Here is a 16,873-nt window from a genome sequence, read left to right on the forward strand (position 1 = left end):
GTCAGACCTTTCTCGCTGCCGCCAGGCGCACCAGCCCGGTGGGGCGCCAGATCAGCACCAGGAACAGGAAGGCGAACATCACCACCTCTTTCCACGCGCCGCCGATCTCGACGACGGTGAAGGTCTGCAGCAGCCCCAGCAGCAGGCCGCCGGCCAGCGCGCCGGCCACGCTGCCGAAGCCGCCCAGGATGGCGGCGATGAAGGCGGGGAAGATGATGTCCGCGCCCATGGTCGGAAACACGCCGACCACCGGCCCGAGCAGCATGCCCGCCAACCCGGCGAACACGCCGCTCACCAGCCAGCTGATGGCCAGCGTGCTCTGCACGTGGATGCCGGAGAGCGCCGCGCGCCACGGGTCTTCGGCCGCGGCCAGCACGGCCTGCCCGAACACCGTTACGCGCTGCCAGTACATCAGCAGGCCGGCGGCCACGACCGTGATGCCGACCACCAGCAGCGCGTTGGCCGGCACCGAGGCGCCGAACAGCGCGAGGTCGCGGTCCGCGAACAGCCAGGCTTGCGCCGGCATCGGCGTGTCGGTGAAGAGGTGGCGGGCGCCGCTTTGCAGCAGGATCAGCAGGCCCAGCGTGCCGATCACCAGCGTGATCTCCGCAGCGCCGCGCAGCACGAGGCCGGTCAGCACCCAGCACAGCAGGCCGCCCAGTGCGCCGGCGCCGAGCGCCGCGGCCAGCTGCCAGGCAGGGCCGCCGCCGAGGTCGTGCGCCAGCACGTAGGCATAGGCCGCGACCATCATCAGTTCACCGTGCGCGAAGTTGACGACGCCAGCCGCGCGGTAGCTGAGGACGATGCCGATGGCCACCAGCGCGTAGACCGCGCCGATGGCCAGGCCACCGAAGACCAGTTCGGCCATGGCCTCAGCGCGCGGGCTTGAAGGAGCCGCCCTTGGCCACCACCGGCGTCGCGCTGCTCGTGCCCTGGTGGTTGCTGGCGCTGAAGGTGCGCGGACTGCCGATGGCCGCCGCCTGCGCCCACGAAGGCGGCCCGGCGACGAAGCCCTGGATGTTGGTGTCCAGGCTCTTCATGAAGGCGGCCCGCGTCAGGTCCTTGCCGGCCTTGCGCATCGCCTCGGCCACCACGTAGACGTCCGAGTAGGCCATCAAGGTGTAGAGGTTGGGCATGTTGGCCGGCTGCTCGATCTTGTTCGCCTTGATCGAAGCATGGAACTTGCCCATCGCGCCGGTGTTGTCGTCGTAGAACTGCGGGCCGCCGAACCAGAAGGTGTAGTAGCCCTCGGCGGCCGCGCCGCCCATGCGCAGCACGGTGAGGTCGGAGCCGGAGACGTCGGTGACGATCGGCTTGTCCAGCCCGCCGCGCTTGAGGCGCGGCACGATGCGGCCTTCGTCCGGCGCCAGGCCGAAGATGAAGATCGCGTCCGGGCTGGCCCCCTTCACCTGCGCCACCTGGCCGGTGAAGTCGGTGTCGCCGGAGTTGTAGGCGACCTGCGTGACGCTGACGCCGTCCTTTTCCAGCAGGCCCTTGAGGATGGGCGCGCTGGAGGTGCAGTGCGGCTGGTCGCACACCATCATCGCGACCTTCTTCGCCTTCAGCTCCCTGGCGAGGAAGCTCGCGTAGGTGCCGATGGCGTCCTTCTGCGGCACGGTGGCGCCGGAGTAGATGTTGGGGATGAACTTCTCCAGCACGCGCGGGTCGGAGGCGAAGCTCACGTAGTAGGGCACGCCGTTCTGCTGGAAGAGGGGCACCACCGAAACGGTGGATGCGCTGGGCCCGGCGCCGAACACCATGAAGACCTGGTCGTCGTCGATCAGGCGCCGCACGGCGGACACGCCGCCATCGGGTGCGCCGCGGTCGTCGACGTAGACGATCTCCAGCTTGCGGCCGTTGACGCCGCCATGGGCGTTGATCTCGGCCACCGCGGTGTCGATGCCGACCTTGCCGCCCTGGCCGACGAAGCTGGCGACGCCAGTCAGCGCCGCATGCACGCCGATCTTGATGCTGCCATCGCTGACGCCGGGGTCGGCGGCGAAAGCGCCGGCCGCCAGCAGCAGCGAGGAGGCCGCGAGGAGTTTGCGCAGTTTCATCTCACAGCTCCTTGACGGTCAGCGCCTTGATCTTGTCCCAGTCGACGTCGTAGCCCAGGCCGGGCTTGGTGGGCGCGTCGACGTAGCCGTCCTTGCCGCAGCGGATGACGTCCTGCATGCCGAGGTCCAGCACGCCCTGCGGGACCGGGATCTCGAAGAAGTCGCAGTTGTGGATGGCCAGCATCACGTGCAGGTGGGCCGCCTGGATCAAGGTGGTGCCGTAGCTGTGCGGCTCGAACTTGGCGTTGAAGCAGTCGCACAGCGCGGCGATCTTCTTCATCGCGCTGATGCCCCCGATCCAGTCGCCGACCGTGCGCACGCTGTCGACGGCGTTGTTCACCAGGTACTTCGGATACTCGCGGAGGCCTTCGGTGACGCTCTCGGCCGCGGTGATGGGAATGCGGAAGGTGCGGGCCAGGTCCTGCAGGCCGATCAGGTCGGCGTCGGCGATGGGCGCTTCGTACCAGTAGAAGTCCAGGTCCTCCAGCACCTTGCCGACCTTCATCGCGCCGAGCCGGTCGTAGGCATTGACCGGGTCCAGCATCAGGTCCATCTTGCCGGCGAATTCCTTGTGCACGGCCTTGCAGACTTCGATGTCCTTGTCCGGGACGCCGAAGGCATGCAGCTTGAAGGCGCGGAAGCCCTGCTCGTAGCATTCGTGCGCGAGGTCCACGTATTCCTGCACCGTGTCGTACATGAAGGTGCTGGCGTAGGCCTTGATGCGCTTGCGCGCGGCGCCCAGCAGGCGATACACGGGCTCGTTGTGGTGCTTGCCCAGCAGGTCCCACAGGCAGATGTCCACCGTGCTGGCGGCCGCCGATGGGATGCGGTAGCCGCTGGTCAGCTTGGACGTGATGGCTTCGATGTCGTGCGGGTCCTGGCCGACGAGGTATTCGCGGTAGCCCTCGATGGCGCCCTCGATCTCGCCCGGTGGCAGCAGGTAGGTGAGGCACAGGCCTTCGTGGCCTTCGTCGGTGCCGATGCGCAGCAGCACGTGCTGCAGGTGGCGCGGCGCGATCTCCTCGTTCCAGCGGAACTTCTGCGGCAGGTGGCGCAGCACGTGCGCCTTGACGTATTCGATCTTCATGCTTGTCTCCTTCGTGTTTCAGGCGTTGGGGGCGCGGCGGCGCAAGAGTCCCCGGGTTTCCTGGCTGAGCGGCTCCTGCGTGGAGTTGGACACCGCCATGCCCACGACGGATACGTCGTAGGCGGTGTGGTTGGCCGGGCTGAACTTCATGGGGCCGAACAGGCCGGGGATGGCGCTGGAGGTGTCCAGCACCTGCTTCACGTGGTCCGGGTCCCAGGACTTCGCCTGCTCCACGGCGTACTTGAGCGCGTAGAGGAAGTCGTAGAAGGGCGTGGTGGCGGCCGGGCCCAGCTGCGTCTCGGTGAGCTTGCCGGCGGCGATGCGCTTGACGAAGTTGCGCACGCGCGCGGTGGGCAGGTCGTCGTCGGTGTAGGTGAGCGCCTGGAAGGTGGCGGTGAAGACCTCGGGGTAGCGCGCGCTGTCGGGGACGGCGCCCGGCGTGCCGGCGAACAGCAGGCCCGCGTGCCCGGCCAGCGGCGGCTTCCAGCCGATGCGCGACAGGCCCACCAGCATCTGCGTGATGTCGGCGTTGTTGGCCACGTGCACCTGCAGCGCCTCGGCGCCGTCGTTGCGCAGCTTGCGCAGGAAGGGCGTCATGTCCGCCGTCTTGATCGGGAAGGTCTGGTCCGACACCACCTGCATGCCGCGCTTCGCGAGTTCGCGCATGGCGGCGGTGCGCACCGAGGCGCCGGCGGCGCTGTCTTCCAGCAGCAGGCCGATGCGCTTGTAGCCGCGCTTCGCGTAGTACTCGGCGATGCGCTGCACCACGGCGTCGGCCGTGAAGTTGAACTGGTAGTGGTAGGGATAGCGCTTGCCGTCGCCGACTTCGCTCGCGGTTGCGTAGGAAGCGGAGATCACCTTCGCCGGCGTGGAGACTTCCAGCGAGGCCAGCGTCTGCGAGCTGCCGGTCGGGCCCAGGATGAAGCGGCAGCCTTCGTCGACGAGGCGCCGCGTGACGATCGGCTCCTTGCCCGGCGCGGCCTCGTCGTCCACCAGCACCTTCACCAGCTTCGTGCCGAGGATGCCGCCGGCGGCATTGATCTCCTCGAAGGCGATGTCGGCGCCCAGGTAGTTGGGGCTGAAGCTGCTGGCCAGCGGGCCGGTCATGGGCTGGATCCAGCCCAGCTTCATTTCGCCGGCCGCACGCGCCTGCAGGCCTGCAAGCGTGGCCGCACCGGCGACGGCCGCACGGCCGCCTTGCGCCAGCAGCGTGCGGCGCGTCAGGACTCGGATCATGTTGTCACCTCGTGGCGACAGACTACGAAGCGCAGCGCCGGCGCTCCATCGTCGCAACCGACGATTTCAGGCCGGCTTGCGCGCCAGCAGGAACAGCACCGAGCCCGAGCCCGCCATCAGCGCGAGCAGGGTAAACCCGAGACGGTAGCTGCCGGTCAGGTCGGCGAAGCCACCGGCCACCAGCGGCCCGCCGATCTGGCCCATCGACACCAGGATGGCCGAGAGCCCGAGGATCATGCCGATCGACTGCAGGCCGAAGTAGTCGGCGCGCAGCGCCTGCATGAAAGGCCCGCGCACGCCCCAGGCCACGCCGTGCAGGACGGCGAAGGCGCCCAGCATCATCGGGTTCACCGCATACGTGAGCAGCAGCAGGCCCAGCATGTGCGCCAGCATGCAGGCGGCGGCCACGTAGCGCTTGTCCCAGCGGTCACCCACGGCCGCGCCGAAGAGCACACCGGCGCCTTGCGACAGCGTCATCAGCGTGATGACGACAGAGGCCTGCGGCAGCGAATAGCCCAGGCCTTCCTTCATGTGCGAGATGGCATGCACGTTGACGGCCGTCACCACCAGCAGCGCCAGCGCATGGCCCACGCCCAGCAGCCAGAAGGCACGGGTGCGCAGCGCTTCGCGCGCGGTAAAGGTGCGATGCGGAGTCGCCGGCGCCGCGCTCGCCGTGGGCGCGGCAGCTGGCGTCGGCGGTACGCCGTCCACCGTCTCGCCGACGTCCTCGGGCCGGCCGCGCACGACGGCGGCCAGCAGCGAGCCGCACACCAGCCACAGCGCCGCGGACAGCAGCGCCATCGTGCGCCAGCCCCAGGCTTCCATGATCCAGCCGACCACGGGCGCGGCCACGCCGCCCGCCGCCAGGCCGATGCCCATCAGCGACAGTGCGCGGGCGCGCCGGCGATGGAACCAATGCACCAGCGTGATCGACAGCGGGAAGTAGCCGCAGAAGCTGTTGGAGATGGCGATCATCATGATCGCGCCGTAGAAGTGCCCCAGCGAGTCGGTGAAGCTGAGGAAGAAGAAGCCGAGCGCTACCAGCAGCACGCCGGTGCGCACCATGATGCGCGGGCCGAAGCGGTCCACCAGCCATCCGAGCAAGGGCCCGAGCACGGCGCCTTCGATCGACAGCAGCGCGGCGCCGCCCGAGAGCGCGGTCTTGCTCCAACCGCGTTCGGCGGACAGGACCGCGACGTAGGCGCCGAAGGCCTGCATCAGCAGCGCCGCCTGCAGGAACTGGATGCCGGCGCCCGCCGCGGCGATGCGCCACCCGTGGAACAGCTTGGGGGAGGTCAAGCGGTGCAGTGTAGCGGGGAGGCCGCGCCCTGGCCTCGATGTAGGGTGCGCAGCTTGCTGCGCACCGCACGAAGCGCTTCGCATGGTGCGCAGCAAGCTGCGCACCCTACATGGCCCGTGTGCGGGTTCAGCGCTTCCGCATCGCCGCCACCAGCCGCGCGTTCGCCGCCGACTGCTGCGCGATCGCATGCGTGAAATCGGCGGGGCTGCCGGTCGCCGGCAGGTTGCCGCTGGCGAGCAGCTCGTGCCGGAACTCCGGCTGCGCCAGCACCGCGGCACAGGCCGCGTTGATGCGCGCCACTTCGCCGGCGGGCGTGCCTTCGGGTGCGAACAGGCCGAACAGCGAAGAGAGATTGGCGCCCGGACAGCCGACCTCGGTGAACGTGGGCACGGACGGCAACTGCGGCACGCGAGACGAAGCGCCCACCGCCAGCGCAGTGAGCCGGCCGCTGCGCACGTACTCGATCTGCAGCGGCGCGAGGTTGGTCGAGAGCAGCTCGAAGCGCCCGGCCAGCGCGTCCTGCAGCTGCGGCCCGCCGCCGGCATAGGGCACGTGCACCATGTCCAGCCCCAGCGCGAGCCGCACCTGTTCCAGCGCCAGGTGGCCGATGGTGGCGATGCCCGAAGTGGCCCAGCGCAAGCCACCCGCTTGCGCGCGCGCCACGCGCACCATCTGCGCGAAGTTGTCCGCTGCCAGCGCCGGCGTGCCCACCAGCAGGAGAGGCGTATGCATCACGCCGCTCACGGGCGCCACGCGCGGCGCCAGGCTGCCGAAATGCGGCGACAGTGCCAGCGGGCTGATCGCGGAGAAGGCAAGCGTGCGGCCATCGGCCGGCACGCGCGACAGTGCCTGCAGCGCGACGCTGCCGCCGGCGCCGGGCCGGTTCTCCACCACGACTGCCTCCACACCCAGCAAGGGCCCGAGCTGCAGCGCCAGCAGCCGGGCGACGCGGTCGCTGATGCCGCCGGGCGGATAGGCGACGAGGATGTGCACCGCATCCGCCGCGCGCACGCGCACGGCAGCGGCGGCACAGGCGGCGGCAAGCAGCGTCCGGCGCCGCGTCATGCGTGCTTTTCTTTCGGCGCCACCTGCCGCACCAGTTGTACGAAAGACTGCAGCGCGCCACGCAGTTCGGAAGCGCGATAGACCAGCGTCACCGGCGCCGTCAGGCTGCGCGCCTGCGCGATCGGCCGGTATTCCACCAGCCCCGGGTGCACGCCCTGCATGGACGCCGGCACGACGGCGATGCCTTCGCCCGCCGCCACCAGGCTCAGCGCGCTGATCATGCGGCCCACCTCGTGGCCCACCGTGGGCGTGAAGCCCTGCTGCTCGCACAGCGCCAGCAGGTCCGCATAGAGGCCTGGCGCGCCGCTCTGGCGGACCAGGATGAAGCGTTCGTCCTGCAGCTGCGGCAACGCCAGCGCCTTGCGCTTGCCGCGCAGCAGCGCATGGCCGGCCGGCAGCGCCACCAGCACCGGCTCGCGCGCCAGCGTCTCGAACACCAGGCCCGGTGGCCGCGCCACCGGCACGCGCAGGAAGCCGCAATGCAGGCGGCCGGCGGCCAGTGCGTCGGTGAGGCCGGCCGCGTGGTCCTCGGTGATCTGCAGCGCGATGCCCGGGTAGGTGCTGCGGCACTCGCGCAGCAGGCGCGGCATCAGGTCGTGCGAGGCGGCGGAACTGGTGAAGCCCACCGCCAGCACGCCGGAATGGCCCGCCGCCACCGCTTTCATGCGGGCGCGCACGGCCTCGACGTCGTCCAGCAGGCGGCGGCTGTCGGCCAGCAGCAACTGGCCGCTGTCGGTGAGCGTAACGCCCTTGGGATGGCGGTGGAAGAGGGTGGTGCCCAGCGTCTCCTCCAGCGCGCGGATCTGCTGCGACAGCGGCGGCTGCTGCATGCCCAGCTGCGCCGCCGCGCGCGTGATGTGGCCGGTCTCGGCCACGGCCACGAAGTAGCGCAGGTGCTTCAGGTCCATATGTTTTTCGTCTGCAGATCGCCCTTTTATTGTATTTGACCTTATGGACCCGCGTCCCTATCGTTCGCCCCCACAAGTAGGAGACAAGAAGATGCGCCACGCATTTCTCGCGCCGCTGCTCGCGGCCGCGTTGCTCGCCGGCTGCGGCGGCGGCGACGATGCCGCCCCCGTCACCACCGGCGGCGACACCACCACGACCACCCCGCCCGACGACGGCACCACCACCACCACGCCGCCCGCCGCCACCGCGCTGGCCTGCGGCGACCTGGCCGGCCGCACCGTCGCTGCTTCGGCCATTGGCGTCGCCAGCGGCGCGGCCACGGTGGCGTCGGCCACGCTGGTTGCCGCCGACGCCACTGGCAACCAGCTCGGCGCCTATTGCCAGGTGCGCGGCACCATCGCGCCGCTGGACTCCGCCGCGCCCGACATCAACTTCGCCGTCAACCTGCCGGAAACCTGGAACGGCAAGTCCATCCAGTTCGGCGGCGGCGGCTTCGACGGCACGCTGATCGACGGCAAGGAGCAGGTGCGCTTCGGGCCGCCGGAGAAGATGGCGCCGCTGGGCCTGGGCTACGCCACCTACGGCGACGACGCCGGCCACCAGAGCGGCAGCATCACCGACGGCACCTTCGCGACCAACGACGAGTCGCTGGCCAACTACGGCGGCAACACGCTGAAGAAGTCGCACGACGTTGCGATGGCGCTGATCAACCTGCGCTACGGCAAGGCGCCCAAGCACTCCTACTTCCTCGGCACGTCCACCGGCGGCCGCGACGCGCTGACCGCCATCCAGCGCTGGCCGGGCGACTACGACGGCGTCATCGCCAACGAGCCGGCGCTCAACTACACCGGCACGCGCCTGTCGAACGTTGCGGTCGGCCGCGCCCTGTACCTGAACGGCGGCGCGGGCTGGATGAACGTCGCCAAGACGCTGCTGGTGCAGCGCACCGTGCTGTCCGCCTGCGACCGCCTCGACGGCGCCAGCGACGGCGTCATCAGCAACGTCGAAAGCTGCCGGCAGCTGAACTCGCAGGTGCTGGCAACGCTGCGCTGCGCCGGTGGCACCGACCTCGGCGACACCTGCCTGTCCGATGCGCAGATCAACACCGTGCGCACGATCGAGTCGCCGCTGAACTTCACCAACTACTCGCTGGCGCACGGCGTCACCAAGGCGGGCGGCTACAACTTCCTGGAAGGCACGCAGGTCGCCGGTTCGTACACCACGCGTGACCTCGGTACGCGCAAGGTGCCGGGCAACCCCGCCACCACGGCCGACGCCAACCAGTACGTCACCGGCGACCAGTGGGTGAAGTACTTCGTCACGCGCCAGCCCGCCTTCGACACGCTGACCTTCGACCCGCTGGACCCGGGCGCCTTCACGCAGCGCGTGGTGGACGTCTCCGGCATCACCGACGCGGCCGACCCCGACCTGCGGCCCTTCCTGGCGCATGGCGGCAAGCTGATCCTGCTGCACGGCCTGGCCGACGAGGTGATCAGCAACAACAGCACCATCGACTACTACCAGCGCGTCGTCACCACGGTGGGCCAGGCGGCGGTGGACCAGGGCATCCGCTTCTACACCGTGCCCGGCATGGGCCACGGCACCGGCGTGTTCATCCCGTCCTGGGACTCGCTGGCCGCGCTGGAGAACTGGGTGGAAGGCGGACTCGCGCCCGCCACCGGCGTCGCGATGGACACCGTGGCCGGCACCTACGGCCGCACGCGCCCGCTGTGCCAGTGGCCGGCCTGGCCCAAGTTCAGGGGCAGCGGCAGCCTGGACGCGGCCGTCAACTACAGCTGCGTGCAGGAAGTGGGCGACCCGCTGGCTTGCCAGAACCTGCCCGGCTCGGTCACGGCCTACAAGGGCGGCGACGTGTTCGGCGAAGAACTCACCGTCAGCATCGACCCGACCAACCTGACGTACAGCATCAACGTCGACGCCAGCCTGCAGCGCACCGCCGGCACCACGCGCAGCGGCACGCTGCTGCCCCTGGGCAACTGCAGCTACTCCAGCAACGAGACCGGCGCGGTGTTCAGCTTCGGCGCGGGTGGCGTGCTGCAAGGCGGCGTCAATGCGCCTTCGGGCAGCAGCTTCCTGCCGCTGGTGGCTTTCTCCGACACCTTCAACAACGCGGCCAACCCGGCCGTCTTCAACACCGTCGCCAACATCTTCAACGCCGTCGGCGTGCAGTACGGCAGCGGCGGCACCGCCACCAGCTACGCCGGCTCGGCGCGGCTGCGCAACGCGGGCACCTTCCAGACCTGCCAGGACCCGGCCACGAGCCAGTGGATCACCTACGACGCGGCCTGCACCAGCACGACCAAGGGCTACATCACCTGGAACGCGGCCCACAACGCCTTCGACCTGAAGAACACCTCGCCGACGGGCAGCGCCGTCACCACGGGTGGCACGCTGACGGGCACGGTCGTCGCCGGCAAGGTGGGCACCGCCTACGTGCCGCTGGTGCTGATGCGTGAGTCCGCGACCAGCTACGGCATGCGCCTGTACATGCCGCAGGTCACGCAGAGCTCCGGCACCGCCGATGGCGCTTATGCTTCGCTGTCCACCGCGGGCACGAGCTCGGCGGCGACGGTCGCGGGCAGCACGCTGTCCGCCACCGCCGGCAACGCCGCGCTCACCTTCGACAGCCCCGTGCTGGGCGTGGTGCAGGCAAGCGGCACGCCGAACGGCTTCTTCCTGTTCAACGCCGGCCTCTATGGCTTCATCCCGAGCGCCGGCGGTTCCTTCGAAATGGGCGTCCGACACTGATGAAAAAACGATTCCTTCTCCTCGCCGCCGCGCTCGCCCTGGCGGGCTGCGCAACGCAGGCCCCGGCGCCCGCGCCGGTGGCCAGCAGCGAAGCCGCGCCGCAGTCCATGGCCTGTCCCAAGGACATCCCGGCGGGCACCCGCTGCCTGACCGGGCGCGATTCGGCCGGCGCCTTCTACCTGATCGCCATGCCGGCGCAGTGGAACGGCACCTTGGTGCTGCACGCGCACGGCGGTCCCACGCTGGGGCCGCCCAAGCTGGAACGCTCCATCGAGGACCTGGAGCGCTGGGCCATCACGGTGAAGGCGGGCTATGCCTGGGCCGGCTCCACCTTCCACCAGGGCGGCGTCGCCGTGCACTCGGCGGCCGAAGACACCGAGCGCCTGCGCCAGATCTTCGTGCAGCACGTGGCCAAGCCGAAGTTCACCATCCTGCACGGCCAGTCCTGGGGCGCGAGCGTCGCGGCGGTCGGTGCTTCGGTCTACACGCAAGGCAAGCCCTACGACGCGGTGCTGCTCACCAGCGGCGTGCTGGCGGGCGGCAGCCAGGCCTATGACTTCCGCCTCGACCTGCGGGTGATCTACGAAGCCCTGTGCGGCAACCACCCGCGCGCCGACGAAGCGCAGTATCCGCTGTGGATGGGCCTGCCGGCCGATTCGAAGATGACGACCAAGGACCTGGCCGCGCGCGTCAACGCCTGCCTGGCGCTGGACAAGCCGGCGGCGCAACGCACGCCGGAGCAGCAGCGCAAGGTGCAGACGATCGTCGACGTGGTCAAGATCCCGGCGAGCTCGATCCAGAGCCACCTGAACTGGGCCACCTTCAGCTTCCAGGACATCGCGCAGAAGCGCAGCGGCGGCCGCAGCGTGTTCGGCAACACCGGCGTGCAGTACCGCGGCTCGCCCGACGACGCGGCCCTCAATGCCAAGGTGCTGCGCTACGTGGCTGACCCGCAGGCCAAGGCCGCCTTCGCCGCCGACACCGACCCGGACGGCAAGATCCCGGTCCCTGTGCTGACGGTGCATGCCATCGACGACCCGACCGCCTTCGTCGAGATGGACGACACCTTCCGCCACACCATGGAGCGCGCCGGCACCGCCGACCACCTGGTACAGACCTTTACCGCGGACCACGTGCACAGCTACCTGAGCGACCCGGTGTACCCGACGTTGTTCGCGGCGCTGCAGTCCTGGGCCCAGGGCGGCCCGAAGCCGACCCCTGCCTCCGTCGCGGCCCAGTGCCAGCAGATGGAAGCCAGCTTTGGCTCAGGTTGCCGCTTCCGCCCGGATTACCATCCCCAACCGCTGGCCACGCGCGTGCCGCCGCGGCCCTGATTTCACCCTGGAACCTTTAAGCATGAAGAAGCTCCTGACCCTCACGGCCGCCGCCCTGGCGCTGGCCTTCTCCGCCACCGCCCCCGCCCAGGATGCCTGGCCCGAAAAGGGCAAGACCATCACCATCGTCGTGCCCTTCACGGCCGGCGGCCCCACCGACAAGGTCGCCCGCGACCTGGCCGAAGCCCTGCGCAAGCCGCTGGGCAACGCCAACATCATCATCGACAACGCCGCCGGCGCCGGCAGCCAGGTCGGCACCTCCAAGGTGGCGCGCGCCAACCCGGACGGCTACACGCTGCTGCTGAACCACATCGCCATGGCGACGATGCCGGGCCTGTACCGCAAGCTGCCCTTCAGCGTCGAGAACGATTTCGAGTACCTGGGCATCGTCAACGACGTGCCGATGACGCTGGTGGGCAAGCCCTCGCTGCCGGCCAACAACTTCAAGGAACTCACGACCTGGATCGCTGCCAACAAGGGCAAGATCAACCTGGGCAACGCCGGCGTCGGCTCCGCGTCGCACCTGTGCGGCCTGCTGTTCCAGAGCGCGATGCACACCGAGATGACGCCCGTGCCGTACAAGGGCGCCGCGCCGGCGCTGGCCGACCTGATGGGCGGCCAGATCGACCTGCTGTGCGACCAGACCACCAACACCACGCCGCACATCGAGGCGAAGAAGGTCCATGCCTACGGCGTCACCACCGCCAAGCGCCTGACGGTGCCGGCGCTGAAGGACCTGCCCACGCTGCAGGAAGCCGGCCTGAAGGGCTTCGAAGTGACGATCTGGCACGGCCTGTACGCGCCCAAGGGCACGCCGGCCGCCGTGCAGAAGCGCATCAACGAAGCGCTGAAGGTGGCCCTGAAGGATCCGCAGTTCATCAAGAACGAAGAGATGCTGGGCGCGGTGATCGCCACCGACAAGCGCATCGAACCGGCGGAACACAAGAAGTTCGTGGCTGCGCAGATCGGCATCTGGACGCCGATCATCAAGGCGGCCGGCGTTTACGCCGACTGAGCGTTTCCTGCTTCGTGAAAACGGCCCCGTTCGGGGCCGTTTTTTTTTGCCTCGCTGCGCAGCCTTGCGAAGCGCGTCGGGCGGTGCGCAGCGAGCTGCGCACCCCACATTTTGCGAAGGCGGCGTGATCCGGGCCGACAATCCAGGGCCATGAACGAGCAACTCGAACTCATGGCCGCGGACGGCCACCGTTTCGGCGCCTACGCTGCCCGCCCTGCCACCGCCGCCCGCGCGGGCATCGTGGTGCTGCAGGAGATCTTCGGCGTCAACGCGCACATCCGCAGCATCTGCGACCGGCTGGCCGCGCTCGGCTACCTGGCCGTCGCGCCCGCGCTGTACGACCGCGCCGAGCGCGACGCGCAGCTGGCCTACGGGGCCGAAGGCGTGGCGCGCGGACGCGCGATCCGCCAGCAGGTGAACGACGATGTCGCGATGCGCGACGTGGCCGCAACTGTCGACGCGATCGGCGCCGAACTCGGCCCGCAAGGCAAGATCGGCGTCATCGGCTTCTGCTGGGGCGGCACGCTGGCCTGGCTGGCCGCCGCTCGGCTGGCACGCGTGGACGCCGCAGTGGCTTTCTACGGCACCGGCATCGCCGGCTACCTGGCCGAGGCGCCGCGCAAGCCCGTGCTGCTGCACTTCGGCCGCCAGGACACCAACATCCCGCAGGCCGACGTGGCGAAGCTCCGCGCTGCCTTCCCCGCCGTGCCGGTGCACGAGTACGACGCAGGCCACGGCTTCAACTGCGACGACCGCGCGGCCTACGAGCCGGCCAGCGCGAAGGCGGCGTGGGACCGCACGACGGCCTTCTTCGCGGAGCAGCTCACTCGGGCTTGACGCTGCCGGGGCTGCGGCGCAGCAGCAGGCGCTCGATGAGGTCGAACACCCACTGCGTCACCAGCGCCAGCGCCGCGGCGGGCACCGCGCCAGCCAGCATGAAGGCGGTGTCGTTGACGGCCAGCCCGGCGACGATGCGTTCGCCCAGGCCGCCCGCGCCGATGAAGGTGGCGACGGTGGCCATGCCCACGTTCAGCACCGCCGCCGTCTTGATGCCGGCGAAGAGCGTGGGGGCGGCCAGCGGCAGTTCGATGGAGCGCAGCACCTGGCCGCGGCGCATGCCCAGCGCCAGCGCGGCGTCGCGCATGCCTTGCGGCACGCCCACCAGGCCCGCATGCGTGTTGCGCACGATGGGCAGCAGCGCATAGACGGCCAGCGCCAGCAGCGCCGGCACGAAGCCGATGGTGCCGACGATGGCGATCAGGAAGGCGAGCAGGGCCAGCGAAGGCACGGTCTGCACCATGCCCACCACGCCCATCAGCGCACCGGCCAGCCGCGGCCGGCGCTGCGCGACGATGCCCAGCGGAATGCCGATGGCGACCGCGATCGCCAGCGAGGCGAACACCAGCACCAGGTGCTGGCGCAGCAGGCGCGGCAGGTCGGGCGCGAACAGGCGGTCGATGAAACTCCGGCCGGTCGTCTGGGTGGTGTCCGCCTTGCCGGCGACGAAGCCCTTCGCCACCTCCTCGAAGGTCTTGCCGTCGATCTCCACCTGCCCGTTCATGCCTTGCATCGTCGCTTCGTCGATGCGGTTGGCGAGCGGGGCCAGCGGCTTCTCGTCCACCGAAGCCCGCATCAGCAGAACCGCGTCGTAGCGCGGGAAGAAATTGCGGTCGTCCTTCAGCACGCGCAGCTTCAGCCGCGCGATCTGGGCGTCGGTGGTGTAGGCATCGACCACGTCCACCTGCTTCTGCGCCAGCGCCTGGTAGGCCAGGCCGTGGTCCAGGCCGCTGCCCGGGTCGAAGGGGATCGCATAGGCCTTTTTCAGCGCCGGCCATCCGTCGGCCCGTACCAGGAATTCGTGCGACAGGCCGAAGCGCAGCTGCCCCTTCGCCTTCGCCAGGTCCGACAGGCTGGCGATGCCCAGCCGCGCCGCGTCGTCTTCGCGCATCGCCAGCGCATAGCTGTTGTTGAAGCCGAGCGGCACGCCCACCTTCAAGCCGCGCGGCTTCAGCCAGTCGTTGATCTGCGCCAGCGTGGGTGTTTCGTTGGCGGGCAGGTCCTTCTTCAGCAGCTCGCGGACGATGGTGCCGGTGTATTCCGGATAGAGCTGGATGCTGTTGCTGGCCAGCGCCTGGTCCATCACCGCGGTGTTGCCCAGGCCCTGCCTGTGCTGCGCCGGCACGCCGGCCTGCTGCAAGGTCTGGCTGACGATTTCGCCGAGGATGTAGCTCTCGGTGAAGCGCTTGGAGCCGACGACGACAGGGTCGGCGGCGAAGGCGGGCCAGGCCGCAAGAAGCGTGGCCGCAACGGCCAGCAGGCGCAGGGCGTGGCGGAGCGTGGGGAGCAGGGGGGAGGCGGCCATTCGCTGCGCAGTATGCGCGAAGGCTTGGCGGCGCGCTACTTGGCGCCAGGCCTCACGAGGCGCCTGCCCCGCTTTCAACTTTCTCGCGCACCCACGGCAAGCCTGGGTCAGGTCCGCGACTTCCTGGGAGTTGCGATCGACGCCCCACCGGGACCGATCGAGGGACCGGCATCTTCGCGATGGGTGAAGCCTTCATGCTTCATCACGATAGCCGAGCACAACTGCTTGCGTCTTCGGATCGAGAAGCGCATTGAATCGGTTTGCCTCCAGGATGGATGCCTCTGTTCCGTCCGCGTACAGAACCGCAAGCCACGAAGGTTCGACCTTTCGCGGGTCCGGGAGCAGCTCTTGCTGGAGTGCGTGCTGCATCGCCTTGACCACTGTCTTGTTTCGAGCGATTTCGAGCAGCTTCATTCGCTGGCGCTCCGTTCCCGTTGCGGACGTGAACGTCAGGGATCGAAGGTGAGCCAGGTTCCTTTTCCATTCGGCTCGCAAAGCAAGATCGTCTTCCGTCGGTTCGACGATCCTGCTGAGTGCATGCGTGTAGCGGGAGAGGTCCGGTCGACCCAGGAGAGCCTGGATCGATCCCCGGATCAGGTGCGGCGGGAGATTCAGGCACGGCCTGGACCCGGCATCGAATGCGACGGACGGATCCCAGCCGTCCCGGAAGAGGCATTGCATGACCTCGTCGACCGACTTTGGTGCTCCAAGGGACGGAGTACCTGGTTGATCCATGGCTGCGCTTACGCTTCCGCCGCCGGCGGCCAGCCGCTCCGTGCCGCGCTCCGAAGGCTGGATTGAACGACCCAGCGATGAAACGGGGCGATGAGAAAGATATAAAAACGACCCAGGCGATTGTGGCAATGGACCACGGTCGACAGGACCAAGCGACGCCGGGCTCCCGTCGACGACGGGCCGGAACACAGGACCGAGAGCCTGAAGTCCAGGTGCTTGTCGTCCTCTCCGAGAACGACTTCGGTGGGACCCGTGCTGTAGATCCTGAAGATGCCGAGCCGGCCCGCTCCGCTCTCCGCCTCCAGTGCGGCGAGATGCCTGGCTGTCTTGAGGCCGAAACCGGCCACGAGCGCGTCTCGAACCTTCATCAGGCGGCCGATCCACGGCGGCTGGTGGGCGAAGATGAACCTCGCCAGCAATTCGGGTTGGGCCGACGCTCCGGCGGGCAGCTCGATCGCGTAAGCGTCGGCGAGGTTCGTCGACGCGTAGGCCTTGGCAACCGCCGACTCCGCAGGGAGCGGCACAGAGGTCGGGCGAGAGTGTCCGGTCCGCATCGCGTGCCGCAGGCCGCCGGCTCAGTGCCTGTGCTTGTCGTGGCCGCGACCATGGTCGTGGTCGTGGTCACGATCGCGGTCGTCCCAATCGCGCCGATCGTGGCGGTCATGCCGGTGTTCCTCGACCATCACGTGCTGCTGGTACCAGTTGTCCCGGACGAAGTAGACCGGCGTGCCGCAGGCGTTGTATTCGTGGCAGTGCTTGGACCAGTGCTTCTGGTGGCCGGGCGGCACCCACAGGTAGACCGGCTGCACGACATGCACCGGACGCTGGATGATCACGGGCTGCGCCATCACCACTTCGGGCTGCGGGAAGCGGCCGATGTCGATGCGGCCGTACGCGCCCGGCTGGCTGATGTTGATCGATACGCCGACGTCAGCGGCGCTCGCCGAAAACGCCGCGGCGGCAAATCCCAACGCGAAAAGCAGTTTCTTCATTTGATTCCTTGC

General features: G+C 69.2%; 15 protein-coding genes. 4 read left to right on the forward strand and 11 right to left on the reverse strand.

Going from position 1 to position 16,873, the window contains the following annotated elements:
* Position 1: 1 nt before the first annotated feature.
* The 7 genes from HHL11_RS26195 to HHL11_RS26225 form a co-directional block, all read right to left on the reverse strand.
* The gene (locus HHL11_RS26195; protein WP_169421550.1) at positions 2–868 is read right to left on the reverse strand and encodes a branched-chain amino acid ABC transporter permease; all 867 of its coding nucleotides are present in this window, start codon (positions 866–868) and stop codon (positions 2–4) included.
* A 4-nt stretch (positions 869–872) separates the two neighbouring features.
* Positions 873–2,057: an ABC transporter substrate-binding protein gene (locus tag HHL11_RS26200; protein WP_169421552.1), complete on the reverse strand. Its 1,185-nt coding sequence runs from the start codon at positions 2,055–2,057 to the stop codon at positions 873–875.
* Position 2,058: 1 nt separating this feature from the next.
* Positions 2,059–3,144, reverse strand: coding sequence for a mandelate racemase/muconate lactonizing enzyme family protein (locus HHL11_RS26205; RefSeq protein ID WP_169421553.1), 1,086 nt, complete (start codon positions 3,142–3,144; stop codon positions 2,059–2,061).
* A gap of 18 nt (positions 3,145–3,162) precedes the next feature.
* Positions 3,163–4,380 (reverse strand): ABC transporter substrate-binding protein, encoded by a 1,218-nt coding sequence (locus HHL11_RS26210; RefSeq protein WP_169421554.1) that lies wholly within the window; start codon positions 4,378–4,380, stop codon positions 3,163–3,165.
* Positions 4,381–4,446: 66 nt separating this feature from the next.
* Positions 4,447–5,679, reverse strand: coding sequence for an MFS transporter (locus HHL11_RS26215; protein ID WP_169421556.1), 1,233 nt, complete (start codon positions 5,677–5,679; stop codon positions 4,447–4,449).
* A gap of 127 nt (positions 5,680–5,806) precedes the next feature.
* Positions 5,807–6,745 (reverse strand): tripartite tricarboxylate transporter substrate binding protein, encoded by a 939-nt coding sequence (locus tag HHL11_RS26220; RefSeq protein WP_169421557.1) that lies wholly within the window; start codon positions 6,743–6,745, stop codon positions 5,807–5,809.
* Positions 6,742–7,653: a LysR family transcriptional regulator gene (locus tag HHL11_RS26225; RefSeq protein WP_169421559.1), complete on the reverse strand. Its 912-nt coding sequence runs from the start codon at positions 7,651–7,653 to the stop codon at positions 6,742–6,744. The genes HHL11_RS26220 and HHL11_RS26225 overlap by 4 nt, the downstream gene beginning before the upstream one ends.
* 91 nt (positions 7,654–7,744) lie before the next feature.
* Between HHL11_RS26225 and HHL11_RS26230 the strand changes: the two genes are divergently transcribed.
* From HHL11_RS26230 to HHL11_RS26245, 4 genes are all read left to right on the forward strand, one after another.
* Positions 7,745–10,423, forward strand: a complete 2,679-nt coding sequence (locus HHL11_RS26230) for a tannase/feruloyl esterase family alpha/beta hydrolase (RefSeq protein WP_169421560.1) — start codon at positions 7,745–7,747, stop codon at positions 10,421–10,423.
* The gene (locus tag HHL11_RS26235) at positions 10,423–11,757 is read left to right on the forward strand and encodes a hypothetical protein (protein WP_169421562.1); all 1,335 of its coding nucleotides are present in this window, start codon (positions 10,423–10,425) and stop codon (positions 11,755–11,757) included. The genes HHL11_RS26230 and HHL11_RS26235 overlap by 1 nt, the downstream gene beginning before the upstream one ends.
* 22 nt (positions 11,758–11,779) lie before the next feature.
* Positions 11,780–12,772, forward strand: a complete 993-nt coding sequence (locus tag HHL11_RS26240) for a tripartite tricarboxylate transporter substrate-binding protein (RefSeq protein WP_169421563.1) — start codon at positions 11,780–11,782, stop codon at positions 12,770–12,772.
* A gap of 150 nt (positions 12,773–12,922) precedes the next feature.
* The gene (locus HHL11_RS26245) at positions 12,923–13,609 is read left to right on the forward strand and encodes a dienelactone hydrolase family protein (RefSeq protein ID WP_169421564.1); all 687 of its coding nucleotides are present in this window, start codon (positions 12,923–12,925) and stop codon (positions 13,607–13,609) included.
* Here HHL11_RS26245 and HHL11_RS26250 read toward each other — a convergent pair.
* The 4 genes from HHL11_RS26250 to HHL11_RS26265 form a co-directional block, all read right to left on the reverse strand.
* The gene (locus tag HHL11_RS26250) at positions 13,596–15,134 is read right to left on the reverse strand and encodes an ABC transporter permease/substrate-binding protein (protein WP_169421565.1); all 1,539 of its coding nucleotides are present in this window, start codon (positions 15,132–15,134) and stop codon (positions 13,596–13,598) included. The two genes, HHL11_RS26245 and HHL11_RS26250, sit on opposite strands and share 14 nt — an antisense overlap.
* A gap of 192 nt (positions 15,135–15,326) precedes the next feature.
* Positions 15,327–15,548 (reverse strand): hypothetical protein, encoded by a 222-nt coding sequence (locus HHL11_RS26255; RefSeq protein ID WP_169421567.1) that lies wholly within the window; start codon positions 15,546–15,548, stop codon positions 15,327–15,329.
* Positions 15,549–15,877: 329 nt separating this feature from the next.
* Positions 15,878–16,393, reverse strand: coding sequence for a DUF2867 domain-containing protein (locus HHL11_RS26260; RefSeq protein ID WP_342593283.1), 516 nt, complete (start codon positions 16,391–16,393; stop codon positions 15,878–15,880).
* Between the two features lie 51 nt (positions 16,394–16,444).
* Positions 16,445–16,861, reverse strand: coding sequence for a hypothetical protein (locus HHL11_RS26265; RefSeq protein ID WP_169421569.1), 417 nt, complete (start codon positions 16,859–16,861; stop codon positions 16,445–16,447).
* Positions 16,862–16,873 lie beyond the last annotated feature (12 nt).

The sequence above is a fragment of the Ramlibacter agri genome (assembly GCF_012927085.1).
Classification (GTDB): domain Bacteria; phylum Pseudomonadota; class Gammaproteobacteria; order Burkholderiales; family Burkholderiaceae_C; genus Ramlibacter; species Ramlibacter agri.

What these genes read in the sequence shown, in the direction of transcription:
- HHL11_RS26195 (WP_169421550.1), bottom strand. Translation starts at nt 868, where the DNA reads ATGGCCGAACTGGTCTTCGGTGGCCTGGCCATCGGCGCGGTCTACGCG.
- HHL11_RS26200 (WP_169421552.1), bottom strand. Translation starts at nt 2,057, where the DNA reads ATGAAACTGCGCAAACTCCTCGCGGCCTCCTCGCTGCTGCTGGCGGCC.
- HHL11_RS26205 (WP_169421553.1), bottom strand. Translation starts at nt 3,144, where the DNA reads ATGAAGATCGAATACGTCAAGGCGCACGTGCTGCGCCACCTGCCGCAG.
- HHL11_RS26210 (WP_169421554.1), bottom strand. Translation starts at nt 4,380, where the DNA reads ATGATCCGAGTCCTGACGCGCCGCACGCTGCTGGCGCAAGGCGGCCGT.
- HHL11_RS26220 (WP_169421557.1), bottom strand. Translation starts at nt 6,745, where the DNA reads ATGACGCGGCGCCGGACGCTGCTTGCCGCCGCCTGTGCCGCCGCTGCC.
- HHL11_RS26225 (WP_169421559.1), bottom strand. Translation starts at nt 7,653, where the DNA reads ATGGACCTGAAGCACCTGCGCTACTTCGTGGCCGTGGCCGAGACCGGC.
- HHL11_RS26230 (WP_169421560.1), top strand. Translation starts at nt 7,745, where the DNA reads ATGCGCCACGCATTTCTCGCGCCGCTGCTCGCGGCCGCGTTGCTCGCC.
- HHL11_RS26235 (WP_169421562.1), top strand. Translation starts at nt 10,423, where the DNA reads ATGAAAAAACGATTCCTTCTCCTCGCCGCCGCGCTCGCCCTGGCGGGC.
- HHL11_RS26240 (WP_169421563.1), top strand. Translation starts at nt 11,780, where the DNA reads ATGAAGAAGCTCCTGACCCTCACGGCCGCCGCCCTGGCGCTGGCCTTC.
- HHL11_RS26245 (WP_169421564.1), top strand. Translation starts at nt 12,923, where the DNA reads ATGAACGAGCAACTCGAACTCATGGCCGCGGACGGCCACCGTTTCGGC.
- HHL11_RS26250 (WP_169421565.1), bottom strand. Translation starts at nt 15,134, where the DNA reads ATGGCCGCCTCCCCCCTGCTCCCCACGCTCCGCCACGCCCTGCGCCTG.
- HHL11_RS26255 (WP_169421567.1), bottom strand. Translation starts at nt 15,548, where the DNA reads ATGAAGCTGCTCGAAATCGCTCGAAACAAGACAGTGGTCAAGGCGATG.
- HHL11_RS26265 (WP_169421569.1), bottom strand. Translation starts at nt 16,861, where the DNA reads ATGAAGAAACTGCTTTTCGCGTTGGGATTTGCCGCCGCGGCGTTTTCG.